Source organism: Pseudomonas sp. AMR01 (assembly GCF_041946035.1).
Taxonomy (GTDB): Bacteria; Pseudomonadota; Gammaproteobacteria; order Pseudomonadales; family Pseudomonadaceae; genus Aquipseudomonas; species Aquipseudomonas antarctica_B.
Genome location: NZ_JAUTYR010000003.1, coordinates 143,941 through 161,094 on the forward strand (window position 1 = coordinate 143,941; position 17,154 = coordinate 161,094).

General features: G+C 60.6%; 13 protein-coding genes. 7 read left to right on the top strand and 6 right to left on the bottom strand.

From position 1 onward, the window contains the following. Positions 1-2: 2 nt before the first annotated feature. From purE to Q7C20_RS04185, 4 genes are all read right to left on the bottom strand, one after another. Complete coding sequence (gene purE, locus Q7C20_RS04170) at positions 3-494, bottom strand: 5-(carboxyamino)imidazole ribonucleotide mutase (RefSeq protein WP_003176980.1); 492 nt, start codon at positions 492-494, stop codon at positions 3-5. A gap of 196 nt (positions 495-690) precedes the next feature. Continuing rightward, on the bottom strand, positions 691-1,995 hold the full coding sequence (locus Q7C20_RS04175) for a type II toxin-antitoxin system HipA family toxin (RefSeq protein WP_375065662.1): 1,305 nt from the start codon (positions 1,993-1,995) through the stop codon (positions 691-693). Beyond that, positions 1,992-2,357, bottom strand: a complete 366-nt coding sequence (locus Q7C20_RS04180; protein WP_375065664.1) for a helix-turn-helix domain-containing protein — start codon at positions 2,355-2,357, stop codon at positions 1,992-1,994. Before Q7C20_RS04180 ends, Q7C20_RS04175 begins: the two co-directional genes overlap by 4 nt. 189 nt (positions 2,358-2,546) lie before the next feature. Next, positions 2,547-3,476: a LysR substrate-binding domain-containing protein gene (locus Q7C20_RS04185; protein ID WP_348057620.1), complete on the bottom strand. Its 930-nt coding sequence runs from the start codon at positions 3,474-3,476 to the stop codon at positions 2,547-2,549. 182 nt (positions 3,477-3,658) lie between these two features. On the opposite strand from Q7C20_RS04185, the gene aspA reads away from it, so the two are divergent. The 4 genes from aspA (at position 3,659) to Q7C20_RS04205 (ending at position 12,691) form a co-directional block, all read left to right on the top strand. Beyond that, positions 3,659-5,083 carry an aspartate ammonia-lyase gene (gene aspA, locus Q7C20_RS04190; RefSeq protein ID WP_375065667.1) on the top strand — a complete coding sequence of 475 codons (1,425 nt, stop codon included), beginning with the start codon at positions 3,659-3,661 and terminating at the stop codon, positions 5,081-5,083. 390 nt (positions 5,084-5,473) lie between these two features. Next, entirely contained in the window at positions 5,474-6,919 is a 1,446-nt protein-coding gene (locus tag Q7C20_RS04195) for an alanine/glycine:cation symporter family protein (RefSeq protein ID WP_375065669.1), read from the top strand. 76 nt (positions 6,920-6,995) lie between these two features. Further along, complete coding sequence (locus Q7C20_RS04200; protein WP_375065671.1) at positions 6,996-7,973, top strand: asparaginase; 978 nt, start codon at positions 6,996-6,998, stop codon at positions 7,971-7,973. 116 nt (positions 7,974-8,089) lie between these two features. Next, a complete protein-coding gene (locus Q7C20_RS04205) occupies positions 8,090-12,691 on the top strand; it encodes a hypothetical protein (RefSeq protein WP_375065673.1) in 4,602 nt (1,533 codons plus the stop codon). Between the two features lies 1 nt (position 12,692). On the opposite strand, the gene Q7C20_RS04210 is transcribed toward Q7C20_RS04205, so the two are convergent. Next, positions 12,693-14,231 carry a PLP-dependent aminotransferase family protein gene (locus Q7C20_RS04210; RefSeq protein ID WP_375065675.1) on the bottom strand — a complete coding sequence of 513 codons (1,539 nt, stop codon included), beginning with the start codon at positions 14,229-14,231 and terminating at the stop codon, positions 12,693-12,695. 87 nt (positions 14,232-14,318) lie between these two features. Between Q7C20_RS04210 and Q7C20_RS04215 the strand changes: the two genes are divergently transcribed. From Q7C20_RS04215 to Q7C20_RS04225, 3 genes are read left to right on the top strand one after another with little or no spacing between them, the layout of a single operon-like run. Next, positions 14,319-14,957 (top strand): FMN-binding negative transcriptional regulator, encoded by a 639-nt coding sequence (locus tag Q7C20_RS04215; RefSeq protein WP_348057609.1) that lies wholly within the window; start codon positions 14,319-14,321, stop codon positions 14,955-14,957. Continuing rightward, the gene (locus tag Q7C20_RS04220; RefSeq protein WP_348057607.1) at positions 14,954-15,400 is read left to right on the top strand and encodes a GNAT family N-acetyltransferase; all 447 of its coding nucleotides are present in this window, start codon (positions 14,954-14,956) and stop codon (positions 15,398-15,400) included. Before Q7C20_RS04215 ends, Q7C20_RS04220 begins: the two co-directional genes overlap by 4 nt. Before the next feature lie 10 nt (positions 15,401-15,410). Then, positions 15,411-16,082: a GNAT family N-acetyltransferase gene (locus tag Q7C20_RS04225; protein ID WP_375065678.1), complete on the top strand. Its 672-nt coding sequence runs from the start codon at positions 15,411-15,413 to the stop codon at positions 16,080-16,082. Positions 16,083-16,217: 135 nt separating this feature from the next. Here the strand turns inward: Q7C20_RS04225 and Q7C20_RS04230 are convergent, their stop codons facing one another. After that, a complete protein-coding gene (locus Q7C20_RS04230) occupies positions 16,218-17,117 on the bottom strand; it encodes a homocysteine S-methyltransferase family protein (protein WP_375065680.1) in 900 nt (299 codons plus the stop codon). Between the last annotated feature and the right edge of the window lie 37 nt (positions 17,118-17,154).

The window sequence follows — 17,154 nt, forward strand, 5'->3', positions numbered from 1 at the left end:
CCTCAGGCGATGCGTGGGTCTGGATTGTCCAGGACGCTGTCTGTCTGCTCGGCGCGGAATTTTTTCAGCACCGCGTGGAACTGCGGGTGCTTGGCGCCCAGGATGCTGGCGGACAGCAAGGCGGCATTGATCGCGCCAGCCTTGCCGATTGCCAGGGTCGCCACCGGAATACCGGCCGGCATCTGCACGATCGACAACAGCGAATCGACGCCCGAAAGCATGGCCGACTGCACCGGCACACCGAGCACCGGCAGGTGGGTCTTGGCCGCACACATGCCTGGCAGGTGCGCCGCACCGCCGGCACCGGCGATGATCACCTCGATGCCACGGGATTCTGCTTCATCGGCATACTGGAACAGCAAATCCGGGGTGCGGTGGGCAGAGACCACTTTCACTTCATACGGAATGCCGAGTTTCTCCAGCATATCGGCGGTGTGGCTAAGGGTGGACCAATCGGACTTGGAGCCCATGATCACGCCAACCAATGCACTCATCGTCGTGCCTCTTCTCTCTGGGCGCCCGCAGGCGCGTCAAAAAACAACAAGCCACGCGGGAAATCCAGCGTGGCTTGTTGTACGAATTCTGGCCGATTGGACCGGCCGAAGGCCGCGCAGTATACCGTAATAATTCAGATAAACAGCCCCTTGGATGACCATCTGTCCAGCGGCGCAAAGTGGCGGTTTTATTGACTTACAAGTCAGCGATGAGGCCCAGTCGATGGGTCCTGGCAATGGCATCAATCATGGCGTGTGAGACGCCCGCTTCGGTTGCGATCACCGGCCACTGCGAAACAGCGTCATGCACCTCTCGGATGATCTGCCTGGCTTTCATTCCCTTGATCTGCTCTCCCACCTTGAGGAGATCTTCCACCGCAAAATGGTCGCGCTTGCCGTTAACGCTCATCTGATGGCTATCGACCCAGAAATTTCCAGGCAGATAGGACCACGTCACGTCATAGGCGGGCGACAGGTACCAAGTGCCATCGGTGTCCAGCAAAAAGCTGATGTTCTTGGTGTGGTCGTCCTGATTTCGAGCGATCACGTTGAACACCATCCGCCGGAAAAACTGCTCGGCTTCTCGACGCCCCAGTTTCAATACCCTGAGTACGCTTAACGCTTCAGCGTAAGAATATTCCCCGGGTTTTTTGTAGTCGGCATGATCAAGCGCACACAACGTGGCGGTATGGATTTTATCGCCTTCATCGGTGCGGTCGAATCGCCGGGTCATGAAGTGGGCGCGCCCTCCTTCTTCAAGCAGGCGGCATTCGGTCATCACCACACCGGCCTGCCTGGCCATCAAGTGATACGCGTATTCGATCCGGCCAAAACCCTGACTATCGGCAAGCACATCGGTGTTCCTGGCGACGTCAAACTTGAGCAACCAATAGCTGTAACCCTTCGGGGCCGTCACTTGACCCGACCTGACATGCCCCTCGTCATTGATCGCAATGATCGCCTTCGCGCGTGCGCCACCCGCGCTGGTGCCGACCTGGATCAAGCGTTGCAACGCGACATCATCGACCGTGGGGTCATTGGACGTCAGGCGGTCCTCCAGGCTCTCGCGCCCAGCAAGCACCTCACCGGCCAACTGGACCAACGCCTCGATCTCGATACTCTCGGCTTCGTTAGCCTCTGTTTTCATGGCAGGCCGGTACTCCAACGCCCCCATGCCGCGATTGCCCTGATACAACAGCCGATCTACCGGCGTGAAGGAACGCTTGTCGCGACCTTGCTGGGCCAACCAGGCGTCAATCAGAGCGTTACCGAAGTCATCGGGGAGAGAATCGGCAAAGATCGCTGGAAGTGCCTTATAGGTTTCTCGGTTCAAGTGAGTAAACGCGTACGTGTAACCGACACGAGCGGGCATGTGGATGGGCGAGATTTCCAGCCCGGTTGCCACAAACTCGGGAGAAAACTCGAACTCACCCACCAAGGTTGCCTCATCCCAATTGAGCGCGCCGACGTACAGGCCCCACAGGTAGATTTGTGCGATCACCAACGAGTGTCCTTTTTGGCTGCATCGGGAGCGATGAGTTTTTTCTGGCCGGTCACCGAAGCATCTGGGGATAGATTTTTGCGGAGGGTGTAGGCGCGCTGCCGTTTTTTACCGGCCATCTTCGCCATCTGGATAGGACTTGAACGTACCTCCTCGACCAGAGAACTCAAGCGGTCCAATTCCCCGATCACCCGCAAGACCGAAATCAGGTTGAGCAAAGTGCCCTTACCCGCCATCAACTGGCGTAACGTCGTTCGGGAAATGCCCGCCTCCTCAGCGACCGTTTCCTGATTAATGTTTTTTTTCACCCTTAAGGCTTCAAGGCGAGAGCCAATCGCTTGTGCGATAGCCTCTTCACTCATCGCAGTCATCCGCATTTTGTCTATTTTCCTGATCGAAAATTTAACTTTTACCAAGTATTGATCAGTATTCCAGTCAATAATCCAGCAGCCAGTAATTTGTGTATTAAACTTGATTTTTTGAATAGAAAAATGATCAAAAAATGACTATAGTCGCTTTATTGATCAGATAACTATCCAATTCATCAATAATCAAGCCGGGCCACGCTCATTCACCGGACTCTGCGCCGCGCCACCTTCCAACTTGCGCCACAACAACCGCACGTTCGCCTTGCGCACCAGCGCGCAGCGATACAGGCGAATCTCCAGCGGCACATGCCATTGCGGCCCGCCGCACACCACCAGTTCCCCGCGCGCCAATTCAGCGCGCACACTGAGTTGCGGCACCCAGGCGATGCCCAGGCCCTCCAGCGCCATGCTTTTCAGGCTGTCGGCCATTGCGGTTTCATACACGGTGGTAAAGCGCAACGCACGCTGGCGTAATAACAGATGAACAGAACGCCCGAGAAAAGCGCCTGCGCTGTAGGCCAGCAACGGCACACTGCCCTCGCCTTCCAGGTCGAACAGCGGCTTGCCGTCGGCATCGGCGGCGCACACCGGGAGCATTTCGGTGTTGCCCAAGTGCAGCGAGGGGAAAATTTCGGGGTCCATCTGCATGGCGGCGTCCGGGTCATAAAACGCCAGCATCAAGTCGCAGCCGCCTTCACGCAGGGCGTGCACCGCGTCACCCACGTTGGTGGCGACCAACCGCGTGGCAATGTTCAGCCCCTCATTGCGCAGTTGCGCGATCCAGCGCGGGAAGAAGCCCAACGCGAGGGAGTGAGCGGCGGCCACCTGCATGACTTCACCCTGCCCGCCTTCCAGATGATGCAAATGGCGCAGCACCTCACCGAGCTGTTCAACCACGGTGCGCGCGGTCACGAGGAACAACTGCCCCGCCGCCGTCAGCTCTACCGGGGTGCGCGAGCGATTGACCAGTGTCAGACCCAACGCGGCTTCCAGGCTGCGAATACGTCGGCTGAACGCCGGCTGGGTCACAAAGCGCCGCTCCGCTGCCTGGGAGAAACTGCGGGTCGCCGCCAGGGCGCTGAAGTCTTCCAGCCATTTGCTCTCAAGGTTCATCAGTTCCTCCCACGGATACGCACCATTTTGGTACACACGCCCGCCATGATAACCGGGTCACAGCTACATTATGCCGTTTGTGCATAGGCCAGCGCTGAAAGGCATTGGCCCAAAATCGCCTACAAGCCTAGCATTCGCAGCGTTCCGGCCAGTTCCGGGTCCCTATCGAGATGATTTCCGTCATGTCCTCCGCTGCATCATTCCGCTCAGAAAAAGACCTGCTTGGCGTACTCGACGTACCCGCTCAAGCGTATTACGGCATCCAGACCCTGCGAGCGGTGAATAACTTCCGCCTCTCGGGCGTTCCGATTTCGCATTACCCGAAATTGGTGGTCGGCCTGGCAATGGTCAAGCAAGCAGCCGCTGACGCCAACCGCGAGTTGGGCCAGCTCAGCGATGCCAAGCACGCGGCTATCAGCGAAGCCTGTGCCCGCCTGATTCGCGGCGATTTCCACGAAGAGTTCGTGGTGGACATGATTCAAGGCGGCGCCGGCACTTCAACCAATATGAATGCCAACGAAGTCATCGCCAACATCGCGTTGGAGGCCATGGGCCACAACAAGGGCGAATACCAGTACCTGCACCCTAACAACGACGTGAACATGGCGCAGTCGACCAACGACGCCTACCCGACCGCGATCCGCCTGGGTCTGCTGCTGGGCCATGACGCGCTGCTGGCCAGCCTCGACAGCTTGATCCAGGCGTTCGCCGCCAAGGGCGTCGAATTCAGCCACGTGCTGAAAATGGGCCGCACCCAATTGCAAGACGCCGTGCCGATGACCCTCGGCCAGGAATTCCGCGCCTTCGCCACCACCCTCGGTGAAGACCTGGCCCGCCTGAAAACACTGGCACCAGAGCTGCTGACCGAAGTGAACCTGGGCGGCACCGCCATCGGCACCGGCATCAACGCCGACCCGCGCTACCAGGCCCTGGCCGTCCAGCGCCTGGCCCTGATCAGCGGCCAGCCGCTGGTGCCGGCAGCCGACCTGATCGAAGCAACCTCCGACATGGGCGCCTTCGTCCTGTTCTCCGGCATGCTCAAGCGTACCGCCGTAAAGCTGTCGAAAATCTGCAACGACTTGCGCCTGCTGTCCAGCGGCCCACGCACAGGCATTAACGAAATCAACCTGCCGGCGCGTCAGCCAGGCAGCTCGATCATGCCCGGCAAGGTCAACCCGGTGATCCCGGAAGCCGTAAACCAGGTGGCATTCCAGGTCATCGGCAACGATCTGGCCCTGACCATGGCAGCCGAAGGCGGCCAACTGCAACTGAACGTGATGGAGCCGCTGATCGCGTTCAAGATCTTCGACTCGATCCGCTTGCTGCAACGCGCCATGGACATGCTGCGCGAGCACTGCATCGTCGGCATCACCGCCAACGAAGCGCGCTGCCGCGAACTGGTGGAGCATTCCATCGGCCTGGTCACCGCACTGAACCCGTACATCGGCTATGAAAACGCCACCCGCATTGCGCGTATCGCCCTCGAAAGCGGCCGCGGCGTGCTGGAACTGGTACGCGAAGAAGGCTTGCTCGACGACGCCATGCTCGACGACATTCTGCGCCCCGAAAACATGATTGCCCCACGTCTGGTCCCCTTGAAGGCCTGACGTTTGTTGCACCGCTCACCAGGTTGAGGGACTAGACACCTCTCACCTTTTGAGGGCCTGAAGGCTCGTTCTTCAGGCCCTTTTTTTTGCCTTGAGGTTGTGAAATGACGCCAATAAGAACTCTAAAATCGCCCTGCAAACCCAACGCCCCTGCAACAGCTTGGCTGAAACCTTTAATCGCCTCGTGCAGACGGATTACTCTCGCGTAGGTATAGTGCCGCCCCTGTTCGCGTCAGTGGCCGTCGGTAACGAGACCCTGGCTGCGCGAAACCGCATGAATAACAACACCCGCAAAAGGATTGGGGTCGAAGCGTCGTGCACTGCCTGGTGCTGAGCGATGCGTCGGACCGTCCTGCGTTTGCCATTAAAAAAATCAGCGAGGAACACTCCATGCTCGAAGTCATCAACGACTTCCTCTCAGGGAAAGTACTGATCGTGCTCATTGTCGGGCTCGGCGGTTATTTCACGATCCGCTCGCGTTTCGTTCAACTGCGTCACTTTTTCCACATGTTCTCGGTGTTTAAAGACAGCCTGAAAAGCAGCTCCGGCCAACTCAGCTCGTTCCAGGCGCTGATGCTCAGCCTGGCCGGCCGCGTCGGTGCCGGCAACATCGCCGGTGTCGGCATTGCGGTCACCCTGGGTGGCCCCGGCGCCGTGTTCTGGATGTGGGTCACCGCATTGGTGGGCATGTCGTCGAGCTTTATCGAGTGCTCCCTCGGTCAGCTGTACAAGCGCACGGACGCCGAAGGCGCCTACCGCGGCGGCCCGGCTTACTACATCCAGCACGGCCTGCAAAAACGCTGGCTGGGTATGGTCATCGCGTTCCTGTTGCTGGTGACCTTCGGTTTCGCCTTCAACGGCCTGCAAGCCCACGCCGTGACCCACTCGCTGAACAGCGCGTTTGGCCTGGACACCACCTACACCGGCCTGGCGCTGGCGGTATTGCTGGGTCTGGTGTTCATCGGCGGGATCAAGCGTATTGCTTCGATCGCTGACCTGCTGGTGCCGGTCAAGACCCTGGTCTACATCGCCGTGACCCTGTACGTGATCGTGCTGCAATTCGACCACGTACCCGCCATGCTCGCGACCATCGTCAAGAGCGCGTTCGGCCTCGACCAAGCCTTCGGTGGCCTGGTGGGCAGCGCGATCATCATGGGCGTGAAACGCGGCGTGTTCGCCAACGAAGCCGGTTTGGGCAGTGCGCCTAACGTGGCAGCGGTGGCTTCGGTAGAACACCCGATTGCCCAAGGCGTGGTCCAGGCGTTCAGCGTGTTCCTCGACACCTTCGTGATCTGCACCTGCACCGCGTTGCTGATCCTGCTCTCGGGTTTCTACACCCCGGGCTTTGAAGGCGACGGCATTGCCCTGACCCAGAACTCCCTGGCCGCTGTAGTGGGCGACTGGGGCCGCATGTTCATCTCCGTGGCCCTGGCGTTGTTCGTGTTCACCTCGATCATGTACAACTACTACCTCGGCGAGAGCAACCTGCGCTTCATCGTCGGCGACAACCGCAAGGTGCTGATGGGTTACCGCGCACTGGTGCTGGCGCTGATTTTCTGGGGTTCGATCGAGGACCTGGGCACCGTGTTTGCCTTCGCCGACATCACCATGACGATGCTCGCGTTCGTCAACCTGTTCGCCCTGGCGTTCCTGTTCAAGATCGCCATGCGCATCCTGAACGACTACGACAACCAGCGCGCAGCCGGCATCAAGACGCCCGTGTTCGACTCCAGCCAGTTCCCTGACCTGGACCTGGACCGCAAGGCCTGGCCGGCGAATCCGGCAAAACCGCAAGCAGTCGCTTCGGCTGAACTGAACGCTCAAGCGCAACGCTAAGCGTAGATAGATGACACGCCGCCCGGCCTTGGGAATGCTCTGGGCCCGGCGGCGTTTTTCGTTCAGGAGAATCTTAATGTCACCCTCACACAACGTCATGGTGCTCTACACCGGTGGCACCATCGGCATGCAGGCCAGCGCCAACGGCCTGGCGCCCGCATCCGGTTTCGAAGCGCACATGCGCGAGCAGCTTGCGGATCAAGCGGTTCCCGCCTGGCGTTTCCAGGAAATGGCTCCGCTGATCGACAGCGCCAACATGACCCCCGCCTACTGGCAGCGCCTGCACACGGCCGTGATCGACGCCGTGGACCTGGGCTGCGATGGCGTGCTGATCCTGCACGGCACCGACACCCTGGCCTACAGCGCGGCAGCCATGAGCTTCCAACTGCTCGGCTTGCCCGCGCCCGTGGTGTTCACCGGTTCGATGTTGCCGGCCGGCGTGCCCGACAGCGATGCCTGGGAAAACGTCAGCGGCGCATTGGCGGCGCTGGGTGCTGGCCTTGAACCGGGCGTGCAGCTGTACTTCCATGGCGCGCTGATGGCGCCGACCCGTTGCGCGAAGATCCGCAGTTTCGGCCGCAACCCCTTTGCCGCGCTGCGACGCAACGGCGGCGTGGCCCAGGCCGACATGATCCCGGCAGCCCTGCACTACCGTCAGCCCAAGGCCCTGGCCAATGTTGGCGTGCTGCCGCTGGTGCCCGGCATCGCTGCCGTGCAACTCGATGCGCTGATCGACAGCGGCATTCAGGCGCTGGTGCTGGAGTGCTACGGCAGCGGCACCGGGCCGAGCGACAACCCTGCCTTTCTCGCCAGCCTCCAGCGCGCGCAGGAGCACGGGATTGTGGTGGTCGCGATTACCCAATGCCATGAAGGCGGCGTGGAACTCGACGTCTACGAAGCTGGCAGCCGTTTGCGCGGCGTCGGCGTGTTGTCCGGTGGCGGCATGACCCGCGAAGCTGCATTCGGCAAGCTCAACGCGCTGATCGGCGCCGGGCTCGACACTCAGGAAGTCCGTCGACTGATGGAGCTGGACCTGTGCGGCGAATTGCGCTGAGCACCAATACCGACGCTACATAAGCACCACCGTTCCTGACCGTGCGTTTTCTAGCATGACCACACCCCAGGGTTGCTCTGGGGTCGTTGCCATTCTTACGCACGCCAGGACGCTCCATGACCGCCACCCTTTCCACGGCTCAACCGCACACCCTCACCGCAGCCTTGATCACGCAAATGTCCCTCGGCCCGGCGTTTCGCGAAGTCGCCGCCGAGTTGTTGCGCGAACAGTTGCACACGCTCTATCCGTCACTGGACATCGACCCGAACATCGCCGTGGTCGTTACCCCGATATGGGAGATTGTCGATGATCAGGTCGTCGCTGCCGGCCACTACTACCAGGCACTGACCGACATTCTGGCCGTCCAGTCAGTGGTGGCGACGCCCGTGCTGTACCTGGAAGGTGAACACTTCCTGACCCAATTGCCGATCGTTTTGCCGGCGGTGCACCTTCCGGTGCGCATCCTCGACATTGCCGGCATGCTCAACACCCTGGCGCCCGTGATCTTGCCCGGCTATCAACAGACGCTGCTGACCTACTGGAACGGCGCCGAGGGTGAAAGCGGTCCGCGCTGGCAGTCGTTGTCCGCTGCGTTGCGCGAATTTTGGGATGCTGAAGAGTTATCCGGCTGGACCGCCGCAGACCGGCAAATGGCGAGTGAGCTGTACCGCACGCCCGACCTCGCGACACGCCTGCTCAGTGGCCCCAATGCTGTGCGGGCCTATGTGATCGATATCGACGAGATCGACGACGCTGGCAACGTTACGCACCTCAACGAGCATCTGATCAGCGTCGTCATCGGTCAACAGGAGGGCAGCGACGTAATCCTCACGCACTCACTGCTCCTGGGCTTCAAAAAATACAGCAGCCTGGAACAACTCGCCCAGGACCTGCCCAACCTCCTGGATAACGCTACCACCCACAAAACCATTCAGTGGCGCCTGCTTGAACCCGATGGCGATTTTTTTGACTACCTGGCGTGTGCCTTCATCAGCGTGCAGATTGCCGCCATCGGCGCCATCGATTTTTCGTATTTACGCGAATCCCAAGCCACTCAAACATCCCTGGTGTCACCGCCAGCCCCCCAATCCACCGTGGCAGCCCCCGATCTGCAACCGTTTATCCAGGCCCTCCCCGATTGGCTCACCAGCGCCTCCAGCTCCGATCAGAATGTCTATTCGCGCTACCTCAAGGACCTGGCGAACTTGCACAGTTCCAATCAGGGCCAGTCCTATCAGGATGGCATCAGCCCGATCAAGCAATACGCACTGGATGTGCTGAACGCCGAAATGCGCAAAGACCACCCCGACGCTGCGGCGCTGCTTCTGGAAGACCTCGATATCGTGGTGAAAAGCCCGGTGATCTGGGGATTGTTCCCGATACCCGGGCAATTCGACATCGCCGTGTTCAGCCTCGCAGAGCTGGCGCTGCAGAACTTGATTGCCTTGCCTCTGGGCGTCACCACGTTGCGCAAAAGAAGCCCTCAACCGCTTCCCGACTGGCTGACCGTCGAGTACCTGAAAACGCTGATCAGCCGCGTAGACATCGGCAACGCCTACCCTGCGTTGATCAAGCAAAAACTCATCGCTGATCCCCAGGAATCCAGACGCCGCCAAGCGCTCTATGCACAACACCTGCGCCTTCAACTGCCGATGCTCGCGCTGCAGTGCAAGATTCGCGATGAAGCCGGGATTGATGAGCTGGGCTATCGCTATGTGGCGGCGGCGATGCAGGCCGATCCCGCCGACCGCCAGGTGCAGGGCCAGGTGATCGTCATACGGCCGCTGGCGTTCGAGCCGCTACGGCGACCGAGTAAAACCCTGGACACCGTCGCCAACATGTTCGTCATCGGCCCCCAGGACCCGGCCGCTGGCCCTTGTTTGCTGTATCGGCCGCTGCTCGACCAGCCGTTGAGCCAGTACCCGTCACCCACCAACTTGATCTACGCCCTGCAACAATCCACGAGCCTGCGAGACTCGGTGCTTGCCTGGCTGCCGGATGACGCGCGCCATGATTACGCCCAGTACGTGTTCCCCGGTGAGCTGCCCTCGCCTTGGACGGTGGTCGACTTCATGGTCGACCCCCTCAAGCTGCTGATCATGAGTGGGCCGATGGCGCTCGGTACGCAGGCGCTGACGGGCGATCAGTTCGTCACGCTGTATAACGCCAATGCCAACGCTCTGGTCGAACTGGCCGACCGCCAATCAGTGTCCAACAGCGATGCGCGATGGGCCACGTTCAAGCGCGCCGGCTGGATGATCTTCAATGCTGCCCTGCCATTCCTCGGCAGGACTGTCGGCGCCGCTGCCTGGATCTGGCAAATCATGGATCAGCTGCAACACGTGGTCGACGCCCAGGCCCACCCTGAACAGGCGTCACCCTGGGCGGCCCTTGCCGACCTGCTGCTTAACATCGGCATGGCACTCACCCTGCACAGCGTCACCCGCAACGCGCCACGCCGGGAAATCGACGCGCCCAACATGGCAGAGCTGCCGCGTCCCACCGTCAAGACAACACCCTTGTCCATCAACAAACTGGCAACCATCACCTCGGACGCGCAAAGCAACCACGACCAGCCCTTGCATACCAGTGGCGCAATAAACCGTACGCCCTCACGCCTGGCGGTCGTGCTGGACAGTTTCAAGGTCGCCAAGCCCGACGCGCTGGGTGAAGCCAACACTGTCGAGGGCGCACATCAGCATCTCTATCGCAGCGGTCAAAACTGGTACGCGCCCGTGGGCACGCGCTGGTTCCAGGTGCGGGTGGATGAAAACGACAGTGTGCTGATCGCCGACCCTGCGCAGCCCGAGCGTACCGGCCCGCCGTTGATCAACAACCGAAAAGGGCAATGGTTTGTGGATACCCGCCTGCGCCTGCGTGGCGGCGGCCCCAAGTACCTGACCCGCAAGGCACAGTCCTTGGCGCTCAAACGCGCGCAAGAGCTGCGCGTACAGTTGGATGCGTTCGAGAACACCAAAAAAGCCGCCCAGCGCCAGCTGGAACAAACGCGCCAGGCCATGGAAGCTGGCCCCTCAACGTCAGCCGAGGCGCGTCGACAAACCTACCTTCGAACCCTGGAGAGCCAACGCAAGGATTACGAATCGGCCCTGCAAAAACTCAAGGAATTGAGTGTTCACGCTCCGACTTCCGATTACCCGCAAAAAGCCATGAGCTACATCAAGGCACAAACCAAAATGACGGGCGAAAGTTTGCGCGAAATCCTCACGCTTTTTACCCCGAAACTGCGCGCCGCCCTGGATCGAATCGAACGCCAGGCCGAGTCGCCACAAGACCGCCAGATCGAAGAGGACCAGAGCCTCAACGAGCTGATCCCGGTCACCATTGAACACCTGGAATACATGCAGAGCCGTTTCAGTGAGCTTGACCAGTTGGGCAGGGATGGCAAGCACCTGATCAGCATCATCCAGGGTACGCTGCCCGCCTATAACGTCGACCAATTGAAAGCATTACGCGTGTCGATCTCGCGCAACTTATGCCTGTCGCCGACCAGCATTCAGGCGGCGCCTTTGGCCTGGACGACGCTCGATCAAATTGTGAACAGCGCCGAAATCTCGATTCAGTGTTTGCAGGAAACCTTGCTTGCACAAAGCGAGTCGCAACTCGACGCACGAATCGACACCCTCAACAGCCTGATCGATCAATTCCAGACGCAGGACGAACAGCTGCAGGATTTTGCCGTCGACTTTTCGGAGCTCGTGCTGCCAAAGCCGCTGCAAACCCTGCGCAGCCAACTCGCCGGCTATCAGCGCCGGGCCATCAGCAACCTTGGCGTGTCGACGACCGAACGAGACCGCGTGCGCAGCCGTCCGACTCCGCCGCCAAGCCTGCCCAGGCCTCATAAAAAATACATCCGCACGCGCTTTCATGGGCAGCTCATTGGCGAACCGCGGTTGACTGATCTAGCAACGGAAACCTGGCTGGTGGATATCACCTCGCCGGTCACGAACAAAGTGATCGCCACCTTCCATGAAAAAACCAAAGGGGTCTGGGCCTTGCGCGTGAAAACGCCGCCCACGACACCGTCGCCAGTGGATATCCAAACCACCATTCGACAGGGCCAGGCACTGCTCGACGAACTGCCGGCATTCCAGCTGCGCGCCACTGCCCGAGCGAGTCGGCCAGACCGAACCCCTGTGAGCATCGAACAGCTTTACCACCATCAGGCGGCGCGCCTGGAACAGGCCGCCAATGCCATCGAGCACACGCTGACGTTAAGCAACGACACCGAAAGTGAAACGCTGCCAGCGAGTACCGTGAAAAAGGCCTTGGTCGATGCTGTAGAAGCCCTTTATAAGACCAGCAACACGTGCGTGCTCAGCGCGATCAAGCAACATCCGCCCACCGCCTGGGCGCTTGACTGGCTCCAGCAGCATGATGCGATCACCCTCAAAAAAACCCTCAACCGCCGACAGCGGGGGCATAAGGCCCACTACGTTTCGGAATACAGCATCAGTGATCGCTCAACCCATGAAGTGCTTTGGTATGCCCAGTTTCATTACAGCGCCAACTGGACACCCGACAAGGCGTTCCTGTCAGCGCGCTTGAAAACCGTCGAGGAGCTTCGCATGGGCGCAGCCGCTGACGTCTCCAAAGGCTCGACCAGCAAGCAGAGAGTCAACTTTTTGCGCAGCGAGATCAGCCAGGAACAAGCCCAACGCGTGTTTTTCGACCGCCCGAAATCTGAATCCGGTAGCTGATTCAGCCTTGCCAGGCCTGGCGCAGCCGCGCCAGCGCCAAGGCAATCCCCGCTTCGGGCACGGCGGCGAAGCCCAGTACCAGACCGGCGCGCTGATCCTCGGCAGGGCTCGACTGCGCCAGCCAGTACGTGCTCAAACCGTTGACCTCCACACCCACCGCGCACGCTTGCTCAAGCAATTGTTGCTCACGGGCCAGGCTGTCGACACGCACCGTCAGGTGCAGCCCCGCCGCCACGCCGGGCAACTCCCCCACACCCGGCAACCCACTGGGCCAGCCCGTCAGTAACGCGTTGCGTCGGCTCAATGCGGCGCGGCGCATGCGCCGAATATGCCGCTGAAAATGCCCGGCCGCCATGAACTCGGCCATCACCGCCTGGGTGCTGACTTCGGAGTGGCGCATGTCCACAGCGCGCCGCCTGGAGAAAGCGTCCACCAAACCCAGGGGTAATACCAGATAGCCCAAACGCAACGCCGGGAATGCCACCTTGCCGAAGGTGCCGACGTACAGCACTCGGCTGCTGCGGTCCAATGCCGCCAAAGGCGACAACGGCGCGCCGCTGTAGCGGTACTCGCCGTCATAGTCATCCTCAATGATCCAGCCCCCCGCACGCTCGGCCCAGGCGAGCAACTCCAGGCGCCGCGCCAGGCTCATTACCACGCCGAGCGGGTATTGATGAGACGGCGTTACGTAAGCCACGCGGCAATCGTCCAGCGAGTTGAGTACCTGGCAATCAATGCCCTCGCCGTCCACCGGTACGCCATGCAGTTTGCCGCCCGCCAAGGCGAATGCATGCCCGGCCGCGCGATAGCCGGGGTTTTCCACCGCCACGCCGTCTCCAGGCTCCACCAGCAGCTGTGCACAAAGGCTAATTGCCTGCTGCGCGCCACTGGTGATCACTATTTGCTCAGCCGTGCACTGCATGCCCCGCGAGCTGCGCAAGTAAGCGGCGATCAAGCCGCGCAGGCGAGCGTCTCCCGCCGGGTCGCCGTAGCAGAGCTGCTCCAGGTCCGGTTTGCGCCAGAACGCCCCGTTCAGCTTGGCCCACACCTCAAAGGGAAACAGGTCGAAGGCGGGTACACCCACCCGAAATGCCCGCGGCGGGCCGGACGGTGTTTGTGAAAGGTGGTTGTTTTTTATCCGTGCCAGGCCGCCGCTGTGGATAACTTCACTGTCCAGATTTTCGGGCAAATTCTCCCATTTTGTGGATAAGGCTGGGGATAAGCCTGTTGATAACCCTGTGGATGGTTTTGTGGATAGTTTTTTTGCCGTGGGCAGTTGAGCCACATAAGTGCCATCGCCGACCCGGCTCTCGATAAACCCCTCTGCATACAGCTGGTCGTAAGCCCGCACCACGCTGTTGCGCGAGATCGACAGCGCCGCTGCCAAGTCGCGGGTGGCCGTCAGCCGTGTGCCACTCACCAGCCGGCCGTCCAGCACGCGCTGGCGCAGAGCCTCATACAACTGGCGAGTCAGGCCCTGGCGACGATCCAGCTCAATGCCGGTGGGGTTGAATGACAGTGGCGGCGCGATGGGCGGCATATTGGACCTATGAAATGGATGCCAGATGGCTCTTTCAACGAACCATTAGCCTGCCTAGGATGCAGGCATTCGCCAAGGAATATTTCCATGTACACACCCCGCGCCTTTGCTCTCGACGATTTGCCCGAACTGCATCAACTAATCCAGCACACCCGCCTGGCGCAGCTGGTTACTTTCGGTGAGCAAGGCCTGCTGGCCAGCCACTTGCCGCTGCTGCTTAACCCCGATGAAGGCCCGAACGGCACACTGTACGGGCACTTGGCCAAAGCCAACCCGCAGTGGACAGACCTGCAAAACGGCAGCGAAGCCCTGGTGATTTTCGCCGGCGCCGAGGCCTACATCAGCCCGGCGTTCTACCCGGCCAAGGCCGAGCACGGCAAAGTGGTGCCGACCTGGAACTACATTGCCGTACACGCCTACGGCAACGCCGAGGTGTTCAGCGACGCCGAGCGTTTGCTCGGCGTGGTCACGGCGCTGACCGACCGCCACGAAGGCGAGCGCGCCGAACCGTGGAAAGTCAGCGACGCACCGGCGGACTACATTGAAGGCATGCTCAAGGCCATCGTCGGCTTCGCCCTGCCAATCGACCGTCTGATCGGTAAACGCAAACTCAGCCAGAACCGCAGCCCGGCCGACATCGCCGGCGTGCGCGACGGCCTGGCCGCCAGCACGGATGTGCGCGACCAGACCCTCGCGCGCTTTATTCCACGAGGAGCTTCAGAATGAGCCAGATCGATATCCGCCAAGTCACCGCCGCCGACCACACCGCCTGGTTGCCGCTGTGGCAGGCGTATTTGAAGTTCTACAACACCGAGCTGCCGGACGCCGTCAGCCAAAGCACCTGGCAACGCTTGATCGACGCCAGCGAACCCACCCATTCGGCGCTGGCGTGGCAAGATGGCAAGGCGGTGGGCATGGTCAACTTCATCTACCACCGTTCCAATTGGAGCATCGAAAATTCCTGCTACCTGCAGGACTTACTGGTAGACCCAAGCCAACGTGGCACCGGCGTCGGCCGCCAACTGATCGAATTCGTCTACGCCACCGCCAAGGCGGATGGTTGCGCCAAGGTTCACTGGCTCACCCACGAAACCAACGCCACCGCGATCCAGCTGTACGAACGCATTGCCGAACGCCCGGGTTTCATCCAATTTCGCAAAGGTCTTTAAGGAGCGCAGCATGTCCACTTCCCTCGCCGACTGGAAAGGCGTTCCCGAGCCAACCGTGCAACTGCTTGAAGGGCGCTTTATTCGCCTGGAAAAGCTCGACCCGGCGCGCCATGGCGACGACTTGTTTGAGGGCCTGCATGGTCCCAATGCCGACCCCAAGCTTTGGGATTATTTGCCCTACGGCCCCTTCCCCGAGCGCGCCGCCTTTGATGCATGGCTCAACAACCATGCCCAAAACAGCGACCCGTATTTCTTCAGCGTGGTCGACCGCGCCAGCGGCCAAGTGCAAGGCTTCATCAGCCTGATGTCCATCGTGCCGGCCCAGGGCCGCATCGAAATCGGCCACGTCACCTTCGGCGCATCGATGCAGCGCTCACCCAAAAGCACCGAAGCGGTGTACCTGCTCGCCAAATACGCGTTCGAGCTGGGTTATCGCCGTTTGGAGTGGAAGTGCAACAGCGGCAACAGCCGCTCCAAATATGCGGCAGAGCGCTTGGGCTTCAGTTTTGAAGGCGTGTTCCGCCAGCACATGGTGGTCAAGGGGCAGAACCGTGATACGGCGTGGTATTCGATCATCGATACCGAATGGCCGGCGATTGGGGCAGGGTTTGAGGCGTGGTTGGCCGAGTCTAACCAGACAGGTTCAGGCCAGGTGAAAAGCCTGGCCCAATGCCGAGCGTAAATCTCCAAAACACCCGTAATCACTGTGGGAGCCGGGCTTGCCCGCGATAGCGGTGGATCAATGGACACATCCATTGCTGAAACACCGCTATCGCAGGCAAGCCAGCTCCCACACTGTTGACCGGTGTTGGCTTAACTACCCCAGCTTCTGGGCCAGCACCGCAATGTGCTCCGGCCCAATCCCGCAGCAACCGCCCAAATGACTGGCGCCACGTGCCTGCCAATCCGCAGCCCATTGCAGATAGCCGGGCGGGTCCAAGTCGTCGCGTAACGGGTCCAGGCCATCGTTGGCCGTGGCTTCCTTGGGTTGCGGCGGAAAGGCATTGGCGTAAGCGCCGATTTGAAGGGTCACCCCCAAGCGCTCAAAGGTCTGGCGCGCCGCGTCGATGGCAGCGCCAATCACTTCCGGCTGGCTGCAATTGAACAGCAGCACTTGCACACCCAGTTGCGCCGCCGCTTCGGCAGCCTGCGCCACCGGCTCGCCGGAACGCAGGCGCGGTACGTCGTCAGTGTCTTCATCTTTCAACGTAAACGACAACCAGAGCGGCTTGCCGTCCTCTGGCAACCCGGCGTGGATGGCGCGAGCTTCAGCAATTGAACTCTGGGTTTCAGCCAGCCATATGTCGACATACGGCGCGAGGCCCTGCACCAACGGCGTCAACAATTCTGTCACCCGGCCAGCCTCAAACAAGTCGGGGCGGTAAGACCCGAACAACGGTGGCAGCGACCCGGCCACACGTACCGTCTTGCCTGATGCCTCTACTGCCCGCCGCGCCAACTCACCGGCCAGCGCCGCCAGCACTTCGCCCTCGGCAGCGAACCGCGCCTCGCCAATGTGAAACGGCACCACGGCATAGCTGTTAGTGGTAATGACGTTGGCGCCGCTCTCAATGTAGGCCGCGTGCACCGCTTCAACTGCCTGAGGGGCTTCACTCAGGGCCAATGCTGACCACTCGGGCTGACGAAATGGCGCGCCACGGCGCTGCAGTTCACGTCCCATGCCGCCATCGAGAATTACTGTATTTGCTGCGCCCATATGCAATTCACTCATAAGCTTATGAAAATAACTCACT